Source organism: Kitasatospora aureofaciens, assembly GCF_001188955.3.
Taxonomy (GTDB): Bacteria; Actinomycetota; Actinomycetes; order Streptomycetales; family Streptomycetaceae; genus Kitasatospora; species Kitasatospora aureofaciens.
The window spans coordinates 180,780-196,058 of record NZ_JPRF03000001.1 but is presented as its reverse complement, the minus strand read 5'-3'; the positions used below and the strand labels follow the sequence as shown (position 1 = coordinate 196,058).

General features: G+C 73.7%; 18 protein-coding genes. 11 read left to right on the top strand and 7 right to left on the bottom strand.

What is annotated here, in order from left to right:
• Positions 1–23 precede the first annotated feature (23 nt).
• A complete protein-coding gene (locus HS99_RS00885) occupies positions 24–869 on the top strand; it encodes a thioesterase domain-containing protein (protein WP_063737757.1) in 846 nt (281 codons plus the stop codon).
• Positions 870–875: 6 nt separating this feature from the next.
• Here HS99_RS00885 and HS99_RS00880 read toward each other — a convergent pair whose 3' ends face one another.
• A complete protein-coding gene (locus HS99_RS00880; RefSeq protein WP_046387042.1) occupies positions 876–1,541 on the bottom strand; it encodes a cytochrome b/b6 domain-containing protein in 666 nt (221 codons plus the stop codon).
• The gene (locus HS99_RS00875) at positions 1,525–2,238 is read right to left on the bottom strand and encodes a molybdopterin-dependent oxidoreductase (protein WP_030550256.1); all 714 of its coding nucleotides are present in this window, start codon (positions 2,236–2,238) and stop codon (positions 1,525–1,527) included. Before HS99_RS00875 ends, HS99_RS00880 begins: the two co-directional genes overlap by 17 nt.
• A 195-nt stretch (positions 2,239–2,433) precedes the next feature.
• Here HS99_RS00875 and HS99_RS44425 point away from each other — a divergent pair, with 195 nt between their 5' ends.
• From HS99_RS44425 to HS99_RS00865, 3 genes are all read left to right on the top strand, one after another.
• Positions 2,434–2,601 carry a DUF8730 family Cys-rich protein gene (locus HS99_RS44425; RefSeq protein ID WP_170066656.1) on the top strand — a complete coding sequence of 56 codons (168 nt, stop codon included), beginning with the start codon at positions 2,434–2,436 and terminating at the stop codon, positions 2,599–2,601.
• Positions 2,602–2,801: 200 nt separating this feature from the next.
• A complete protein-coding gene (locus tag HS99_RS00870; RefSeq protein ID WP_078939010.1) occupies positions 2,802–4,310 on the top strand; it encodes an MFS transporter in 1,509 nt (502 codons plus the stop codon).
• Entirely contained in the window at positions 4,307–4,924 is a 618-nt protein-coding gene (locus tag HS99_RS00865; RefSeq protein WP_078939009.1) for a TetR/AcrR family transcriptional regulator, read from the top strand. The genes HS99_RS00870 and HS99_RS00865 overlap by 4 nt, the downstream gene beginning before the upstream one ends.
• Before the next feature lie 205 nt (positions 4,925–5,129).
• Here HS99_RS00865 and HS99_RS00860 read toward each other — a convergent pair whose 3' ends face one another.
• From HS99_RS00860 to HS99_RS44420, 3 genes are all read right to left on the bottom strand, one after another.
• Complete coding sequence (locus HS99_RS00860; protein ID WP_094742840.1) at positions 5,130–6,155, bottom strand: helix-turn-helix domain-containing protein; 1,026 nt, start codon at positions 6,153–6,155, stop codon at positions 5,130–5,132.
• Between the two features lie 10 nt (positions 6,156–6,165).
• The gene (locus HS99_RS00855; RefSeq protein ID WP_030550250.1) at positions 6,166–7,086 is read right to left on the bottom strand and encodes a hypothetical protein; all 921 of its coding nucleotides are present in this window, start codon (positions 7,084–7,086) and stop codon (positions 6,166–6,168) included.
• A 99-nt stretch (positions 7,087–7,185) separates the two neighbouring features.
• Positions 7,186–7,341, bottom strand: a complete 156-nt coding sequence (locus tag HS99_RS44420; RefSeq protein ID WP_157881883.1) for a hypothetical protein — start codon at positions 7,339–7,341, stop codon at positions 7,186–7,188.
• A gap of 7 nt (positions 7,342–7,348) precedes the next feature.
• Between HS99_RS44420 and HS99_RS00850 the strand changes: the two genes are divergently transcribed.
• From HS99_RS00850 to HS99_RS00830, 5 genes are all read left to right on the top strand, one after another.
• Positions 7,349–7,780, top strand: a complete 432-nt coding sequence (locus tag HS99_RS00850) for a GNAT family N-acetyltransferase (protein ID WP_030550248.1) — start codon at positions 7,349–7,351, stop codon at positions 7,778–7,780.
• Between the two features lie 108 nt (positions 7,781–7,888).
• Positions 7,889–8,578 carry a phosphatase PAP2 family protein gene (locus HS99_RS00845; protein WP_046386753.1) on the top strand — a complete coding sequence of 230 codons (690 nt, stop codon included), beginning with the start codon at positions 7,889–7,891 and terminating at the stop codon, positions 8,576–8,578.
• A 49-nt stretch (positions 8,579–8,627) separates the two neighbouring features.
• A complete protein-coding gene (locus tag HS99_RS00840; RefSeq protein WP_078867355.1) occupies positions 8,628–9,224 on the top strand; it encodes a SigE family RNA polymerase sigma factor in 597 nt (198 codons plus the stop codon).
• Positions 9,214–10,461, top strand: coding sequence for a hypothetical protein (locus tag HS99_RS00835; protein WP_030284930.1), 1,248 nt, complete (start codon positions 9,214–9,216; stop codon positions 10,459–10,461). The genes HS99_RS00840 and HS99_RS00835 overlap by 11 nt, the downstream gene beginning before the upstream one ends.
• A 173-nt stretch (positions 10,462–10,634) precedes the next feature.
• Positions 10,635–11,804: a macrolide family glycosyltransferase gene (locus HS99_RS00830; RefSeq protein ID WP_030550244.1), complete on the top strand. Its 1,170-nt coding sequence runs from the start codon at positions 10,635–10,637 to the stop codon at positions 11,802–11,804.
• Between the two features lie 87 nt (positions 11,805–11,891).
• Here the strand turns inward: HS99_RS00830 and HS99_RS00825 are convergent, their stop codons facing one another.
• Positions 11,892–12,629: an SDR family oxidoreductase gene (locus tag HS99_RS00825; RefSeq protein ID WP_030550242.1), complete on the bottom strand. Its 738-nt coding sequence runs from the start codon at positions 12,627–12,629 to the stop codon at positions 11,892–11,894.
• Positions 12,630–12,770: 141 nt separating this feature from the next.
• Here HS99_RS00825 and HS99_RS00820 point away from each other — a divergent pair, with 141 nt between their 5' ends.
• Complete coding sequence (locus HS99_RS00820; protein WP_078867356.1) at positions 12,771–13,418, top strand: TetR/AcrR family transcriptional regulator; 648 nt, start codon at positions 12,771–12,773, stop codon at positions 13,416–13,418.
• A gap of 88 nt (positions 13,419–13,506) precedes the next feature.
• Here the strand turns inward: HS99_RS00820 and HS99_RS00815 are convergent, their stop codons facing one another.
• Positions 13,507–14,145, bottom strand: coding sequence for a TetR/AcrR family transcriptional regulator (locus tag HS99_RS00815; protein WP_030284941.1), 639 nt, complete (start codon positions 14,143–14,145; stop codon positions 13,507–13,509).
• 67 nt (positions 14,146–14,212) lie between these two features.
• Between HS99_RS00815 and HS99_RS00810 the strand changes: the two genes are divergently transcribed.
• Complete coding sequence (locus HS99_RS00810) at positions 14,213–15,103, top strand: NAD(P)H-binding protein (protein ID WP_030550238.1); 891 nt, start codon at positions 14,213–14,215, stop codon at positions 15,101–15,103.
• Positions 15,104–15,279: the final 176 nt, after the last annotated feature.

Sequence of the window (15,279 nt, the reverse complement as noted above, 5' to 3'; positions counted from 1 at the left end):
GCGGCCGACCGGATCGGCCCGCAGTGCGCCGGCTGGGGCCTGGACGGGCACCGGCGGACCTCGAACGGGTCGTCGCCGCCGTCCGAGCCGTCACCGGCCTGCCGTACGAGCTGCTCGGCCACTCGGCCGGGGCCGCGCTCGCCCTCGCCACCGCCGCCGCCCGGAACAGCGACCGCGCCCTGCGGCGGGTGCTCGTCCTCGACACCACCGGCCCGTACGACCCGGGGACGGAACCGGAGCTGGTCGCGCGGGCCGGGGCACTGACCGACCTGTTCCAGCGGCAGCTGGCGGCGGGCGTCCTGACCGTCGACCCCGGCCTGAAGGGCCTGTTCGCCCGCGCGGCCGCCGCCCCCGACGCCCCGAGCGGACTGCCGCGACCGCAATCGGCGCCCGGGGCGGGGCAGTTCAGCAACCTCGGGCTGCTGCACTACGCCCTGACCCACACCCGGGAGCTGCCCGGCCCCGCGAACTGGATCCACCACCGGGGGCACAGCGGCGGCAGCTACGCCTTCGGCGCCACCCCCGAGGAGGACCGCTTCGCCCTCACCCACACCCCGCTCGCGGTCTGGCAGGAGGCGGTCGCCCGCCTCGGCAGCGGCCTCCAGCCGACCGCGCTGCTGCGCGACCTGGCGGCGGTCTGGGCCGGCCGCACGGACGTCCACCGGATCGACTGGGCGGCGATCCGGGCGGACGTGGTCTGGGTGAACGCCGAGTTCGGTCGCGGCGACCACGACCTCGGCGCCCGCCTCGTCCGCCGGGGCGGCGCCCGGGTCGACTACCGGGTGGTGCCGGGCTACGGCCACGGCGACGTGGCCTGGTCGGCCACGGCTGAGCGGGACGTGTGGGAGCCGCTGCTGCCCCGCCCTTGAGGGCCGCTACCCGGTCAGGTCCCCGGTCGGCGCCGCGTCCGCCGGGTCGTCCCGCACCGGCTGCCAGTACGAGTGCTCCCGCTCGGCCCAACTCCGTTCGACCAGGCCGGTCCGCATCCCGAGCCGCGACTCCCGGTCCCGCCAGGCCATCCGGACGTGCCCGGCGACCACGACGGCGATGGCGGCGGCCAGCCAGTCGTGCACGAAGGTCGCGCCGGTGCGCCAGGAGGGCGGGGCGAGGTGGGTGAGCCACATCAGCAGCCCGGTGCCGAGGATCACCAGCATCGAGCCGAGCGTCCACTGCGCGTACAGCTTCTGTCCGGCGTTGAACTTGCCCGCCGGCCGGTGCGCGGCCATGGGGCGTGTCTGGCACGCCCGGGTGCGGACGGCCCGCAGCCACTGCCAGTCCGCCGGGGTGAACCGGCTCAGCCGGGCGGCGTCCGTGCGCACCGCCCGGGAGCCGAGGCCGAGCAGCAGCGGCACGGGCAGGGCCAGGCCGCACCACACGTGCAGGGTGACCACCAGCGGGCGGTTGCCGACCAGTTCGGCGAGCGGCGCGAGGTAGAGGCAGCCGGCCGTGGCCAGGCAGACGCCCATCACGTGCGCGGTGGCGCGGTGCACCCAGCGCTCGGCGCGGGTGAAGCGCAGGACCAGCTCAGCTCGTCGGCGCATCGACCCGCCCGTTCGACCGGCCGACCCAGGCGTCGACGTCGTAACCGTTGCCCTCCCAGTAACCGGGCTGAACCTCGTCCGTCACGGTGATGCCCGAGAGCCACTTCGCGGACTTGTAGAAGTACATCGGCGCGACGTAGAGCCGCACCGGCCCGCCGTGGTCGTGGGTGATCGGTTTGTCCTGGAGGCTCAGCGCGACCAGCACGTCGTCCCGCCGGGCCTGGTCGAGGGTGAGGCTCTCGGTGTACGCGCCGTCGAAGCAGCTGAAGCGCACGGCCTTGGCGCCCGGCTGCACCCCGGCGGTGTCGAGCAGATGGGCCAGCGGCACTCCCTCGAAGGGGGTGTCCGGCACTCGCCAGCCGGTGACGCACTGGACGTCCTTGACCAGCCGGCGCTGCGGCATGGCCTGGAGGTCGGCCAGCCGGTGGGTGGCGGGGCGCTCCACCAGGCCGTCCACGGTGAGGGTGTAGTTCGTCGCGTCCCGCTCGGGGACGGAGGTCACCACCGAGTAGTACCGGAAGCCGTTGTTGCCGGGCAGCAGCCCGGTCAGGCCGCTCGGGTCCCGTTCCGCCAGCCCGGATTCCAGCCGTTGCAGGAACGGTCCGGCGGCCACGCCGGCCGCCCCGAGTCCGAGCAGCCCGAGCACCACCCGGCGGCCGACCGGGGTGCCCCGGTCCTCTTCGTGCGTTGTGTCCACGGGACGATTCGACCAGTTCGACCCGGTCCGGGGCTAGTGGCGGTGGTGTCGGCCGCTGTCGGAGCGGCGGGGAGCGGCGGCCCGCGGTCGGATCGCGGGCCGCGTCGGGGCTAGATCGCCGCAGTTCGAATACGGGTAGGGGTATATTTGGCGGGTCAACCCATTCACCGGGGGGCCTTGAGAAGGGAGCGCGGCATGTGCCGCCGAATCGCCTGCCGTACCTGCGGGAAGCCGACCTACTCCGGGTGCGGGATGCACGTCGAACAGGTGCTGGCCGGGATCCCCCGGTCCCAGCGGTGCTCCTGCCCGCCGAAGGAGCAGGCGTCCGGGAGCTGGCTCGGACGACTGTTCGGGCGCCGCTGACGCCCGCGGCCCCTCCGACGTGAAGAACGCCACGGTCGACCCGGCTCCCGCCGGGTCGACCGGCATGTCATCATCTGAAGACATCACTCGATGACATCGCTTGATGACATCCCTCGGCCACTGCGCCCCGGGGTGGCCGGGCTGGGCGTTCCCTCCCCGGTTCGGACTCTCGAACTGTGACCACAAAGGGGGGCGCGTCCATGGAGACCCCAACGGGCCTGTCGACGCGGCGTGAGCGGGCGCTGGTGCCCGTACTGGTCTTCCTCAGCGCCGTGGTGGCGGTGATCAGCAGCCTCGGCGCACCGATGATCCCGACCATCGCCACCGTCGACCACGTCTCGCTCGCCGAGGCCCAGTGGTCGCTGACCATCACGATGCTGGTCGGTGCGGTCGCCACCCCGGTGCTGGGCCGCCTCGGCGACGGGCCCGACCGCCGTAGGGTCACCCTGGCCGCCGCCGCCCTGGTGGTGCTCGGCAGTGTGCTGGCCGCACTGCCGCTCGGCTTCTGGTGGCTGATCGCCGGCCGGGCGCTCCAGGGCGTCGGGGTGGGCCTGACCCCGCTGGCCATCGCCACCGCGCGGGAGGCGCTTCCGGCCGCGGCCTCCCGCTCGGCGGTCGCGCTGCTCTCCATCACCACCGTGGCCGGCGTCGGCCTCGGCTACCCGATCACCGGGCTGATCTCCCAGTCCTTCGGCCTCCACGCGGGCTTCTGGTTCGGCGCCGTGATCAGCGGCCTGGCGCTGCTACTGGCCGCGCTCGTACTGCCCGAGGCCGAGGACCGCGAGCGGCGGCCGCTGGACGTTCCCGGCACCGCGCTGCTGAGCCTCGCCCTGATCGGACTGCTGCTGGCGCTCAGCGAGGGCGAGAGCTGGGGCTGGGGCAGCGGGCGGCTGTGGGCCGTGGCGGCCGTCTCGCTGCTGCTGCTCGCCGGCTGGGTGCGGCACGAACTGCGCACCGCCCACCCGCTGATCGACCTGCGCAGCCTCAGGAACCCCGTGGTGCTGACCGCCGACGTGGCCGGCCTGGTCGCGGGCGTCGGGATGTACCTGCTGATCTCACTGGTCATCCGCTACGTCCAGACCCCGACCAGCACCGGCTACGGCCTGGGCGCCTCCGTCGTGGTCGCCGGGCTGGTACTGCTGCCCTTCTCGGGAGCCAGCCTGCTGTCCAGCAAGCTCGTCCCGGTCCTCACCCGGCGCACCTCCTCCGCCCTGGTCCTGCCGATCGGCTGCGCCGTCTCGCTCGGCTCGGTGCTGTTCTTCCTCCTCTCCCGTGACCACCTGTGGGGGCACCTGGTGGTGATGGGCATCGCCGGACTCGGCGTCGGCTGCACCTTCGCCGTGATGCCCGGACTGATCGTCGCCGCGGTGCCCGCGAACGAGGTCGGCAGCGCCGTCAGCTTCAACCAACTGCTGCGCACCATCGGCTACTCCACCGGCAGCGCGCTGTGCGGTGCCGTCCTCCAGGCGCACACCGCCCCGGGGCGGCTGCTGCCCACCGACAGCGGCTACCGGGACGCGGCGCTGATCTCCTGCGCGGTGTGGGTGGCGGTCGGCCTGATTACGATCGTCCTGCCGCGGTTCAGTGCCGCGGCCGCCGCCCGGGAGGGTGCGCGGGTCGACGAGGAGCTGATGGTGGAAGAGAGCATCGCCGACGGCGTGGCCGGCGAGAGCGAGGTCCCCGTGGTGCGGGCGGGGACGGACCGGTGACCGCCGCGACCGCCGGGGCCGACGGGTCCCCCGCCGGAACCGACGACTGCGCGGATCCCGCGGCGCCCCGGCGCCGGGACGCCGCCCGCAGCCGGGAACTGCTGATCCGGGCGGCGGTGGAACTCTTCGCCGAGCGCGGCTTCGCCCGCACCACCACCCGCGAGATCGGCGAACGCGCCGGCGTGGACGCATCGTTGATCGCCCGCTACTTCGGCGGCAAGACCCAGCTCTACCTGGCCACCCTCCAGGTCGAGCTGGGCGACGAGGTGCCGGCCGACCTGCTGGAGGAGGAGCGGCTTCGCAGCCTGCTGGTACGGCTCGCCCGGCGCGGCCCCGGCCCGTCCTTCCAGGCCGCGGTGCTGCCCGAGGACAACACCGAGGTGCAGCAGGCCGGCCGCGCCTACCTTCACGAGCGGATGGTGCGACCGCTGCACGACCGCTTCGTGGCCGAGCAGGTGGACCGGCCCGGGCTACGGGCCGAGCTGGCGGTGGCCGCCTTCACCGGGATCGTCCTGGCCCGCTCCAGCGGGGCGTTCGAGGACCTGGCGGCGGCCGACCCCGAGGAACTGCTGCCGCTGCTGCGGTCCCTGCTGGCCGCCACCCGCCCGGCCTGACCCGCTCCAACCGGTGAACCCCGCGCGCCGGACGGCCGGTGCGCGGGCGCGTTCAGCAAGTCGGCGGTCGCGGTGACCGCGGCGAGCAGGACGGCGGTCACCGAGGAACGCCAAACCTCGTTTTCCCCTGGAAGTTGAGCCGACGCTCTTGCGCTGCTCGGGCTACGACCGGTCCGGCACCGGGCCGGGACCGGGCCCCCGGCGGCTACTTGCCGGCCTGCCCGGCGATTGCGGCCAGTTCCCGGTGCCGGTACTCACGGGGCGGGAGCCCGTACGCGGCCCGGAAGGAGCGGCTGAAGTCGTCGGCCCGCGGGATGCCCCAGCGGGCGGCGACCGCGTGGATCGGGGTGGCGCGCTGCGCCGGGTCGGCGAGGTCGCGGCGCGCGCGTTCCAGCCGCTGGCCGCGGATCCAGGCGGCGACCGTCTCCCCCGCCGACTGCCGGGTGAACACCCGGTGCAGATGACTGACGGAGACGTGGTGCGCGGCCGCGATCGTGGCGGGCGACAGCTCGGGGTCGTGCAGGTTGCGCCGGACGAAGGCCCGTACGCCCTCCACCAGGGCCCGCTGCCGGGTGTCGTCCGGCACCGCCCCCTCGGCGTCCAGCTCCCGGGCCAGCCAGGCGGCGACCAGGTCCAGCACGACCGTCCCCAACCGGGCCGCCTCGGCCGGCCCCAGGGCGGCGGCCTGCCGGTCCAGCCCGAGCAGGAACTCCGACAGCAGCGCCGCCGAGCCCGCCCGCGCGGAGAACGCGCGGCCGAGCAGGCCGCGCAGCCGGTGCGGGGGCAGCGGCAGCAGGGCGGCGGGGAAGTCGATGCCCACCCCGGAGACCCGGGGCTCCGCCCGACCGGCGGTGGGGCCGCCAAAGGTCCGCAGGTCGTACGGGGTCGAGCTGTCCACCAGGTGCAGGTCGCCCGGTCGAAGCGTCTCCGTCCGACCGGCGCCGCGGGTCAGCGTCATGGTGCCCTCCTGGAGGAACGACAGGTGGAGGACGCCCTCGTCCGATCGCCGCACCATGCGCTCGGTGCGCCGGAACCGCACCGAGGGGAAGGACGTCCCGAGGAGCACCACCTCCCCCAGCTCGGATCGCCTCAGCTCCGCCCGGAAGTCACCGGCGTGCGCGCTGGTCGCGTCGCAGGCCCGCGTCCGCTCCAGCAACTCCCGCCAGCAGTCGAAGCGTTCCTCCGCGGGCAGTTCCTCGCCGCGGAACACCGTCGCCAATCCTGCAGCCACTTCTGCCCCTTCAGGCCCTTCGGACCTCGTGGTCGACCGGACCGCGGTCGAGCGGCGCCTTGGCGAGCGAGAGCTGCGGCGGTGCGGCCGACGTCCCCGCCTCGTCCGCCGTCTCCGCCTCCTCCGCCTCGTCCGCCGTCTCTGCCGCGTCCGGGTCGCTCCGCTCGATCCGGCTCAGCAGCCGGGCGACGGCGTCGGTGCGCTCGCGCAGCACCGCGACGTGCTCCGCCCGGTCGTCCTCCGCCGCGGCCGCGGCCGGCCGGACCGGGATGCCGCGCTGCCGGGCCGTCGCGATCAGGCTCTCCCGGGCCTGGCCCACGATCACCAGCGTGGCCGCGGCGAAGCAGCCCGCGTCCAGGGTGCGCGGCCGACCGAGCAGACCGCGGTGGACGATCTGGGCCGGTACGGTCAGCTCGTCCAGCCGCTGGTCGACCGAGCCGCGTTCGAGCGCCGCGAGGACCACGGTGGCCAGCGCCTCACCGGCCCTGGTGACGGCCCACTTGCGGCCGGGCAGCGGCGGGAGGAACTCGCGGATCCGGTCCACGTCCTGCTCCAGGGCGCTGGTGGTCAGCACCTCGAAGGCGTTGCGGGTACGGACCTCGACGACCTTGTCCCACTCCACCTCCTCACCGTCGAAACCGACCTTCGACGGCCCCAGGTGCACCGCCCCGTAGCCGTCGAGCAGCCCCAGCAGCTTGTGCACCACCCCCGGCGTCCTGGGGTGACGGCCGATCAGCATGCCCAGCGACAGCTTCCACGGCTCACTGACGGGCACCTGCGGCGGCGCGACGGAGCCGAGCGCCGCGAGCGCCCACCGCCCACCTGCGGCCGACCGCCCGCCCCGCAGCACGGCCTGCCGCCCGGCCTCCCCCAGTTCGGCCGCCGCCCCCACCAGCCGCCCGAGCCCGGCCGCCCACTCGCTCCTGACCACCCCGCCCGCCCTCTCCTCGCCTCGCCTCGGCAAACCCACAGGTCGGCAATGGTACGACTGGTCGATTCGGACTCTCCTCGGAGGTCCCGGGAGCGCGGGTCAGTGCATGCCGCCGTCCGGCGCAGAACTGACGAAGGCCCGGGTCCGTTCGGCCGCCTGCTCCAGCGGCAGGTGCTCGCCGTTCGGTGGGGAGAAGTCGTCGAGGGCATGTTCGACGAGCCCCGCCGCCGGCCCGGAGTCCGCCACCTGTAGCATGTAATGTATGCAAAGCGTCACTGACCCTTACGAACTGCGCCCGGGCGTCCCCGCCGTCGACGTCTTCCGCCGCCTGCGCACCGATGCCGGCCTCTCCGACCGGACGCCCGAGGCGGTCGCCCTCGGCCTCCCCAACACCTGGCACGGAGTGGTACTGCACCACGAGGGCGAGCCGATCGGCATGGGGCGGATCATCGGCGACGGCGGCACCGCGTTCCAGATCGTCGACATCTGCGTGCACCCGGCGCACCAGGGCAAGGGCCTCGGCAAGCGCATCATGGCCGCACTCACCGAGGAACTCGACCGCCGGGCACCCGCGACCGCCTACGTCTCGCTGATCGCGGACGGGCCCGCGCGCGTCCTCTACGAGCGGTTCGGCTTCAGGGACACCGCCCACCACGATTCGATCGGCATGTTCCGCCCGACGGGCGGCAACTGACCGCCCGACCGCGGACGGCGGTGCGGTTGGGTACGGGCCGAACGCCGTGACCCCCCAGTATGGGAGCGGCAATCCGACCGCACCTTCCGAGGAAGGGCACACGCCGTAGTGAGCCACCCACCCAAGGCCCCCGCGTCCGACCGCCCGCACCGGTGGCAGTTGGCGGCCGGCCTCGCACTCGTCCTGTTCGCGGCCCTGGCCGCGCTACTGGCCGAGCAGAGCTGGGCACCGTTCGGCTTCGAGCGGGACGCCGACGACTGGTCCGCCGCCCACCGGCCGTCCGCCGCCCGGACGGTGGCCGTGGTGATCACCTCGCTCGGCTCCGGCACGGTGCCCTACCTGCTGGCCCTGGCCGCGGGCGCCGTCGCGCTCCTGGCCCTGGCCGAACCCCGCCCGCCACGCCGGGCGGTGGTGCTGCTCCTCGCCCCGGTGCTGTGGCTGCTCCTGGGTCAACTCCTGCGTGCAGGGCTGATGCAGCTCTTCGCCCGCCCCCGCCCGCCGCGCCTGGACTGGGCGACCGACGCTTCCGGCTTCTCCTTCCCCTCCGGGCACTCCTTCACCTCGGCGGTCTGCGCCGGCCTGCTCGCCCTGTCCGTCGCCCGGGCCCGTCCGGCAGCGGCCCGGGCCGCCACCGTGATCGCCGTCGTCTTCGCGGCCGCGGTCGGCCTCAGCCGCATCTACCTCGGGGTGCACTGGCCGCTGGACGTCCTCGGCGGCTGGCTGCTCGCCACCGCCTGGCTCGCCCTGGGTACGGCGGCAGCCCGCGGGGTGGCCCGGGCGAGCCGTTCCGCACAATGATCGGCGCCCGGACTGTCACACCACCCCGACCCCACCGCGTTACCTAGGTATGGATCAAGAATCGGCCGAACCGCCCTGGCCGGAGTTCCCGGACTTCGTCGCCTCCCGGGCCCGGCACCTGCTGCGCACCGCCTTCCTGCTCACCGGCGGTGACTCCCACCTCGCCGAGGACCTCGTGCAGGAGGCACTCGGCCGGGTCTATCTCAAGTGGCGGAAGATTTCCCGGCTGGACAACCCCAGCGGCTACGCACAGACCGTGCTGGTCAACACCTTCCTGTCGTACCGGCGCAAGCGCAGTGCCTCCGAGCGCGTCACCGACGAGTTCCCCGAGGTCGGCGTGCACGACCCGGACCCGGCCCTGCGGCTGACGCTGCTGCGCGCCCTCGCCGAACTCCCGGCGCCGGACCGCGCCGTGCTGGTGCTCCGCTTCTGGGAGGACCGCAGCGTCGAGGAGACGGCCGCCGCCCTGCGGCTGAGCGGCACCGCCGTCCGCACCCGCTGCCGCCGGGCCCTCGCCCGGCTGCGCGCGGTGCTGGGCGACGACATCGAAACGGCCTTCGGCGGCTCCCCGGGAACGACCGGGGAAGACGCCACCAGCGGGCCCAACCCCTCCTCCGAGAAGGCGGTGCTGCGCCATGCCCACTGACGACGAGTTCGCCGACGCGTTCACCGACGGCTTCGCCCGCGCCCTGCGCGGCGCCGCCGAGCTGGCCCCCGAACCGGTCCGGCACACCCTCGCCGCCCAGGCCGAGCAGCGCGGCCGCCGGCGACGCCGCCGGCGACGCGCCGTCGTTGCGAGCGCGCTCGCCGTACTGGTGCTGGCCGGGGCCGGCGGCTTCACCGCGCTCGGCGGGCGCCCGCTCGGGCCCACCGGGCCTGCCGCCCAGCCGGATCCGGACCGACCAGAGATGTCGACGCGGGACTTCGTCACCCTGATCACCGGCCTGCTGCCGAAGGGCACGGTGCAGGAGCTCAACACCGACGGCCCGGAGAAGCTCAGCGGGCACACGACCGGCGCCACCCTGCTGTTCGACGACGGGGCCGGGGCGAGCATCGTCGAGTTCTCGGTGGAGCGGACCAACCTGCGGCCCGACGCGGGCGCGGTCTGCACGGACGGGTTCCAGACGCCGCAGGACGCCTGCGACCGGACGGTCCGGCCGGACGGCTCCGTGCTGGTGATCGACAAGCTGCGCAACCAGAACGCCAAGGACGGCCGCGAGTGGCGGGTCACCTGGGCGGCCCCGGACGGCCGCCGGGTCTCGTTCACCGAGTACAACGGGCAACCGGCCACGGCCAACCGGCCGGAGCCGCCGGTGGCCGACTCCACCCGACTGACGGAGCTGGTGACCGACCCCGCCTGGGACCGGGTCTTCGCCGCGCTCGCCCCGGTCAAGGACGCGCCGAGGCCCGGCGACTCCCCGCCCCCCGCGCCCGCGGCCGGCGGCCCGTCCAATGCCGAGCTGCTCGCGAAGCTCGTCCCGCTGCTGCCCGCCGGGGCCGAGGTGGAGAAGCAGGACCCCGGGCACGCCGCGCTCACCGTCACCTACCAGGGCCGCACCAGCATGCTGCAGGTCGGCGCGGACCCGGCGTCCGAGCGGGGCCGGGACGAACTCGCGACCATGGACCGGAACCCCCCGACCCCGCTGGAGGTCCGGCAGAAGGGGGCGGACGGGACGCTCGTCGTCACCAACCGCTTCGGCAACGGGAAGTCCGCGACGAATCCGGTCCTGCACTGGACGGCCGCCGTGCACTACCCGGACGGCAGCCAGCTGTGGCTCTCGGAGTGGAACGGCGAGAACCAGTACACGGCCAGGCCCGGCGATCCGGCCCTCGACGTGGACCAGTTGAAGGCGATCGCGACCGCCCCGGCCTGGCGTTCCTGACCCTCCTTCCCACACCGAAACGGCGCCCCGGCAGGGGGAGTTGGCGCTCCCGTCTGCCGGGCCGCCGTGCACGTGCCCGTATCGACACCCTGCATGCCCGCGCCGGAGGTAAGTTGACGTAACGTCAGACGGGACGCACAACCCCTGACGACGTACGAGGAGAGGTAACGACGATGCCCGGCCCAGCACACATCGCCATGGTGAACATCCCGGCGCACGGCCACGTGAACCCCAGCCTGGAGGTGATCCGGGAGCTGGTCTCCCGCGGCCACCGGGTCAGTTACGTGAACGACCCGTCGTTCGCCGAGCAGATCGAGGCCACCGGCGCCCGGTTCGTGCCCCATGAGACGGGCCTGTCGGTCCTCAAGGGGGCCGTCGAGCCCGGGACCAACGTGCACAGCATGATCTTCGACGAGGCGCAGGCGATGCTGCCGCTGATGCGGGAGGTGTTCGAGGACGACCGCCCGGACCTCGTCCTCTACGACTTCATGGCGTACGCGGGGCGGGTCCTGGCCGACAGCTGGGGCGTGCCGTCCATGCTGATCTCGCCGTCCCGGGTCGCCACCGCCGACCCCGAGGTGGAGCCCTTCCGGACGGTCATGAAGGCGCTGGAGGCGGAGAACGTCCCTGAGCGGTTCACGCAGTGGCTGGCCGACAACGGGGTGCCGCCCCGCGACATCTTCACCTACATGCTGAGGCCGGACCGCGGGATAGCACTCATTCCGCAGGCCCTCCAGACCGGGCTGGCGGAGATCGACCCCGAGGTCTTCTCCTTCGCCGGGCCCTGCCTCGACAACCGCGGGCGCGACGGGAGTTGGACCCGGCCGCAGGACGCGCAGAAGGTGCTGCTGGTCTCGCTCGGCTCCACCTTCACCCACCAGCCCGCCTTCTACCGGGCATGCCTGGAGGCCTTCGGCGACCTGCCCGGCTGGCACGTCGTGCTCCAGATCGGCAGGTCGACCGACCCGGCCGAGCTGGGCCCGATCCCGGCCAACGTCGAAGTGCACCCGTGGGTGCCCCAGTTCGCGGTGCTCCAGCAGGCCGACGCGTTCATCACCCACGCCGGGATGGGCGGGTGCAGCGAGGGCCTGTACTGCGGGCTGCCGATGGTCGCGGTGCCGCAGGCCGCCGACCAGTTCGAGAACGCGGACCGGCTGGTCGAACTCGGCGTCGCCCGACGCCTGGACACCGACCTGGCCACCGCCGACGCGCTTCGCTCGGCCGTACTGGAGCTGACCGAGGACCCGAAGGTGGCGGACCGGCTGGCGGAGCTCAGCGCGGAGGTCCGGGCGGGCGCCAGCGTGGCCAGGGCCGCCGACCTGGTCGAGGCCGCGCTGGCCTGACGGGCCCACCGTCTCGCCGGTCTCCCGTCCGCCACCGCCCGGGAGGGCGGGCGGTGGCGGACGTCGTCCTCTTCTGAGCGGTCGCGCTCAGGACTGCGCGGTGGGGCGCACCACGATCTCGCCGACGTCGACGCCCTCGGGCTGTTCGACGGCGTAGGCGATGGCGGACGCGACCGCGCCGGGCGGCATGGCGATCTCGTCGCGCTGCGCGATCATCGCGGCCGCCAGCTCGGGGCCGGCCCCCTTGCCCACGCCTTCGGTGTCGGTGAAGCCCGGCGAGACGAGCGTGACGCGCAGATCGGGTCCCGCTTCCTGGCGCAGGCCCTCGGTGAGCACCTTCACCGCCGTCTTGGTGGCCGCGTAGACCGCCTGCGGGCTCTTGACCACGTGGGCGGCGGTCGAACCGACGTTGACGAAGTGTCCGGAGCGCTGGCGGCGGAACACCGGCAGCGCCGCACCGATGCCGTTCAGCAGTCCGGTGACGTGGGTGGCGACCATGGCGTCCCAGTCGTCCTGGCGCAGGTCGTCGAACGGTGAGACGGCCATCGTGCCCGCGTTGGACACGAGGACGTCGAGCCGTCCGTAGCGGTCCACGGCCGTGTCCACCAGGCGCCGGAGGTCCTCGCGGCGCGTGACGTCGACCAGGACGCCCGTGGCGGCGCCCCCGTTCGCCGTGATGGCGTCGACGACGGCCCCGAGCCGGTCCTCGCGCCGCGCCCCGAGCACCAGCAGGGCGCCCCGCTCGGCGAGATGGATCGCGGTCGCCGCCCCGATGCCGCTGCTGGCGCCCGTGATCGCGATGACCTTGCCCCGGATACCGGTCATGATCGGCTTCCCTTCACGGAGGTGTCCGCAGGCTGGGGTGGCCTACAGTGAAAGCGGAGGCCCCTCCGCTTATCTAAAGCTAAATGGAGGCGCCTCCACTTAGCAAGTCGGCACAACTCCGGAACGGGACGACGCACACCGATGACCGACGGAACCCCTCGACCGCTGCGGGCCGACGCCCGGCGCAACCGGGAGAAGATCCTCACCGCCGCCGCCCGCGCCTTCACCGCGCACGGACTGGACGCGCACCTGGAGCACATCGCCAAGGACGCGGGCGTGGGCAGCGCGACCCTCTACCGCAACTTCCCCACCCGGGAAGCCCTGATCGAGGCGGTCTACCGCAACGAGGTGGCCCAACTCTGCGACGCCGCCCCCGCGCTGCTGGCCCGCAAGGCCCCCGACCAGGCCCTGCGCGCCTGGGCGCACCTCTTCCTCGACTACGCCGCCGCCAAGTACGGCATGATCGAGGCCCTGCGCACCATCGCCGCGACGGGGAGCAACCCCTACGGCCACAGCCGGGAGAGGATCCAGGCCGCCGTCACCGCCCTCATGGACGCCTGTGCGGCCGCCGGCCTGATCCGCACCGACGTCCGCCCCGACGACATCGCCGCCGCCCTGGAGGGCATCGCCCTCACCTCGGCCGGCCCCGAACACCGACAGCGCGCGGAGCGCCTCCTCGACCTCACCCTGGACGGCCTCGTCATCCGCCACCGAGACCACGGCCGGGACGCCGCCTCCTCGAACCCGGGGCGTACGCCTTCGTCGCCACGATCCTCGCGGGATCGGTGACGTCTCCGCCAAACGGCCGGTTCCCACCTCCACCTCGCGGTGCGCCACTCCCTGGGGTCCTCGGCGGCCGACGGGGGCACAGGGCACCTCAGGACGCTGGTGCGTCCGGGAGGATTCGCCGGACGCTCGCGGCGATCCGGTCGAGGTCGACGTCGGCGGCGAGGGTGGCCTCGTCGGGGCGTTCCGCGATCGGCTCCCGCACGCCGAGCAGTCCCTGCAGCAGGTCGGGGTAGACCGTCCGTCCGACCAGGATTTCGGCCACCTCCCGCGCCTCCTGCTGCGTCAGGTTCCAGGCCCGGCAGGCGTACGCGCCGATCCGCGCCATCGGGGCCTCGAAGACCGCCTCGTAGTAGCCGGACGAGATCTCGGGCACCCTCTCGGCCTCCGCGATCCCCATCCGCAGCGTGCGCAGGGACGAGGACCACAGCAGCAGTTGCAGCAGCCGCCCGCAGTAGCGCACGAGGGCGTCGGCCGGGTCGGCCCGCTCCGCGGTGACGTAGTCCTCCGGAGAGCCCAGGCGGTCGAGGTAGAGCTCGCGCACCAGGGAGACCACCCCGGAGAAGAGGGCGTCCTTGCTGGGGAAGTGGGCGTAGAGCGAGCGCTTGGAGGTCTCGGCCCGCTGGGCGACGACGTCCATCGAGGTGCGCTCGAAGCCGGCCTCGAGGAACACGTCCTTCGCTGTCCACAGGATGTGCTCGCGGAGCTTCTCGCCTCGTCGCGCCGGCATGGTGGCCTCCTCCAGAAGTAAACGGTACGGTTGAGTTGACATATTATCGGCTCACACGGAGGACGCCGTGATCGTCGTCACCGCACCCACCGCCAAGATCGGCCGCCGTGTCGTCGAGCAGTTACTCGACGCCGGCGAGCCCGTCCGGGTCATCGTCCGCGACCCGCAGCGACTCTCTCCCACCGTCCGCGACCGTGTCGAGATCGTGGAGGGCTCCCACCGCCACGCCGCAGCCGTGGACAAGGCCTTCGCCGGCGCCGACGCGGTGTTCTGGCTGATGCCCAGCGACCTCAGCGCCCCTGACGTGATGACCTCCTACGTCGAGAACAGTCGGCCGGGCGTCGAAGCCGTCGCCGCGCACGGCGTCCGCCACGTCGTCGGGGTCTCGGCCCTGGGCCGGGGAACCGCCGTCGCCGACCGGGCCGGTCACGTCACCGCCTCCCTGGCCATGGACGACCTGTTCGCCACGGTCACGAACTACCGCGCACTCGCCAACCCGACCTTCATGGACAACACGCTGCGCGACATCCGCACGATCCTGGGCGCCGGTTTGATCTCCGGGCCCCTCGCGCCCGACCGCAAGCTGCCCCTGGTGGCCACCCGCGACATCGGTGGCGCCGCCGCCCGCCTGCTGCTCGACCGCGACTGGACCGGGTTCGCCGAGGTCCCGGTGCTCGGCCCGGAGGACCTGTCGGGCAACGACATGGCCGCCGTCATCACCGATGTGCTCGGCATCCCGGTGCGCTACGCACAGGTCGAGGCCGCGTCGCTGGAGGCTGCCATGCTCTCCTTCGGCGCGTCCCCCGGCATGGCCCGGGCGATGGCCGACATGGCGACGGCCAAGATCGAGGGCCTCGACGAGGGCGTCGTCCGCACCACCGGGAACAGCACGCCGACCACCTTCCGCCAGTGGTGCACGGAGGTCCTGCGACCCGCCGTCGACGCCGTCCGCCCTTGACCGCGCCGCACGAGAACTTCGGAAGCTGATCGGGCTCGGTGAGCGGTGGGACCAGCCCGTCGGCCTGTGACAGTCGCACGGGCCGGTTGGGGCCGCGATGATGGACCCCGGCCCCAACTGGCAGAACGCGCCAGGGCCGTGGAGCGGTGACCGCGACTTCCTGGGGGCCCGGCGGA

Excerpts from the sequence above, each read along its gene's own strand:
- HS99_RS00830 (WP_030550244.1), top strand. The coding sequence starts at position 10,635 with ATGCCCGGCCCAGCACACATCGCCATGGTGAACATCCCGGCGCACGGC.
- HS99_RS00870 (WP_078939010.1), top strand. The coding sequence starts at position 2,802 with ATGGAGACCCCAACGGGCCTGTCGACGCGGCGTGAGCGGGCGCTGGTG.
- HS99_RS00835 (WP_030284930.1), top strand. The coding sequence starts at position 9,214 with ATGCCCACTGACGACGAGTTCGCCGACGCGTTCACCGACGGCTTCGCC.
- HS99_RS00850 (WP_030550248.1), top strand. The coding sequence starts at position 7,349 with ATGCAAAGCGTCACTGACCCTTACGAACTGCGCCCGGGCGTCCCCGCC.
- HS99_RS44420 (WP_157881883.1), bottom strand. The coding sequence starts at position 7,341 with ATGCTACAGGTGGCGGACTCCGGGCCGGCGGCGGGGCTCGTCGAACAT.
- HS99_RS00880 (WP_046387042.1), bottom strand. The coding sequence starts at position 1,541 with ATGCGCCGACGAGCTGAGCTGGTCCTGCGCTTCACCCGCGCCGAGCGC.
- HS99_RS00825 (WP_030550242.1), bottom strand. The coding sequence starts at position 12,629 with ATGACCGGTATCCGGGGCAAGGTCATCGCGATCACGGGCGCCAGCAGC.
- HS99_RS00815 (WP_030284941.1), bottom strand. The coding sequence starts at position 14,145 with ATGCCGGCGCGACGAGGCGAGAAGCTCCGCGAGCACATCCTGTGGACA.
- HS99_RS00820 (WP_078867356.1), top strand. The coding sequence starts at position 12,771 with ATGACCGACGGAACCCCTCGACCGCTGCGGGCCGACGCCCGGCGCAAC.
- HS99_RS00840 (WP_078867355.1), top strand. The coding sequence starts at position 8,628 with ATGGATCAAGAATCGGCCGAACCGCCCTGGCCGGAGTTCCCGGACTTC.
- HS99_RS44425 (WP_170066656.1), top strand. The coding sequence starts at position 2,434 with ATGTGCCGCCGAATCGCCTGCCGTACCTGCGGGAAGCCGACCTACTCC.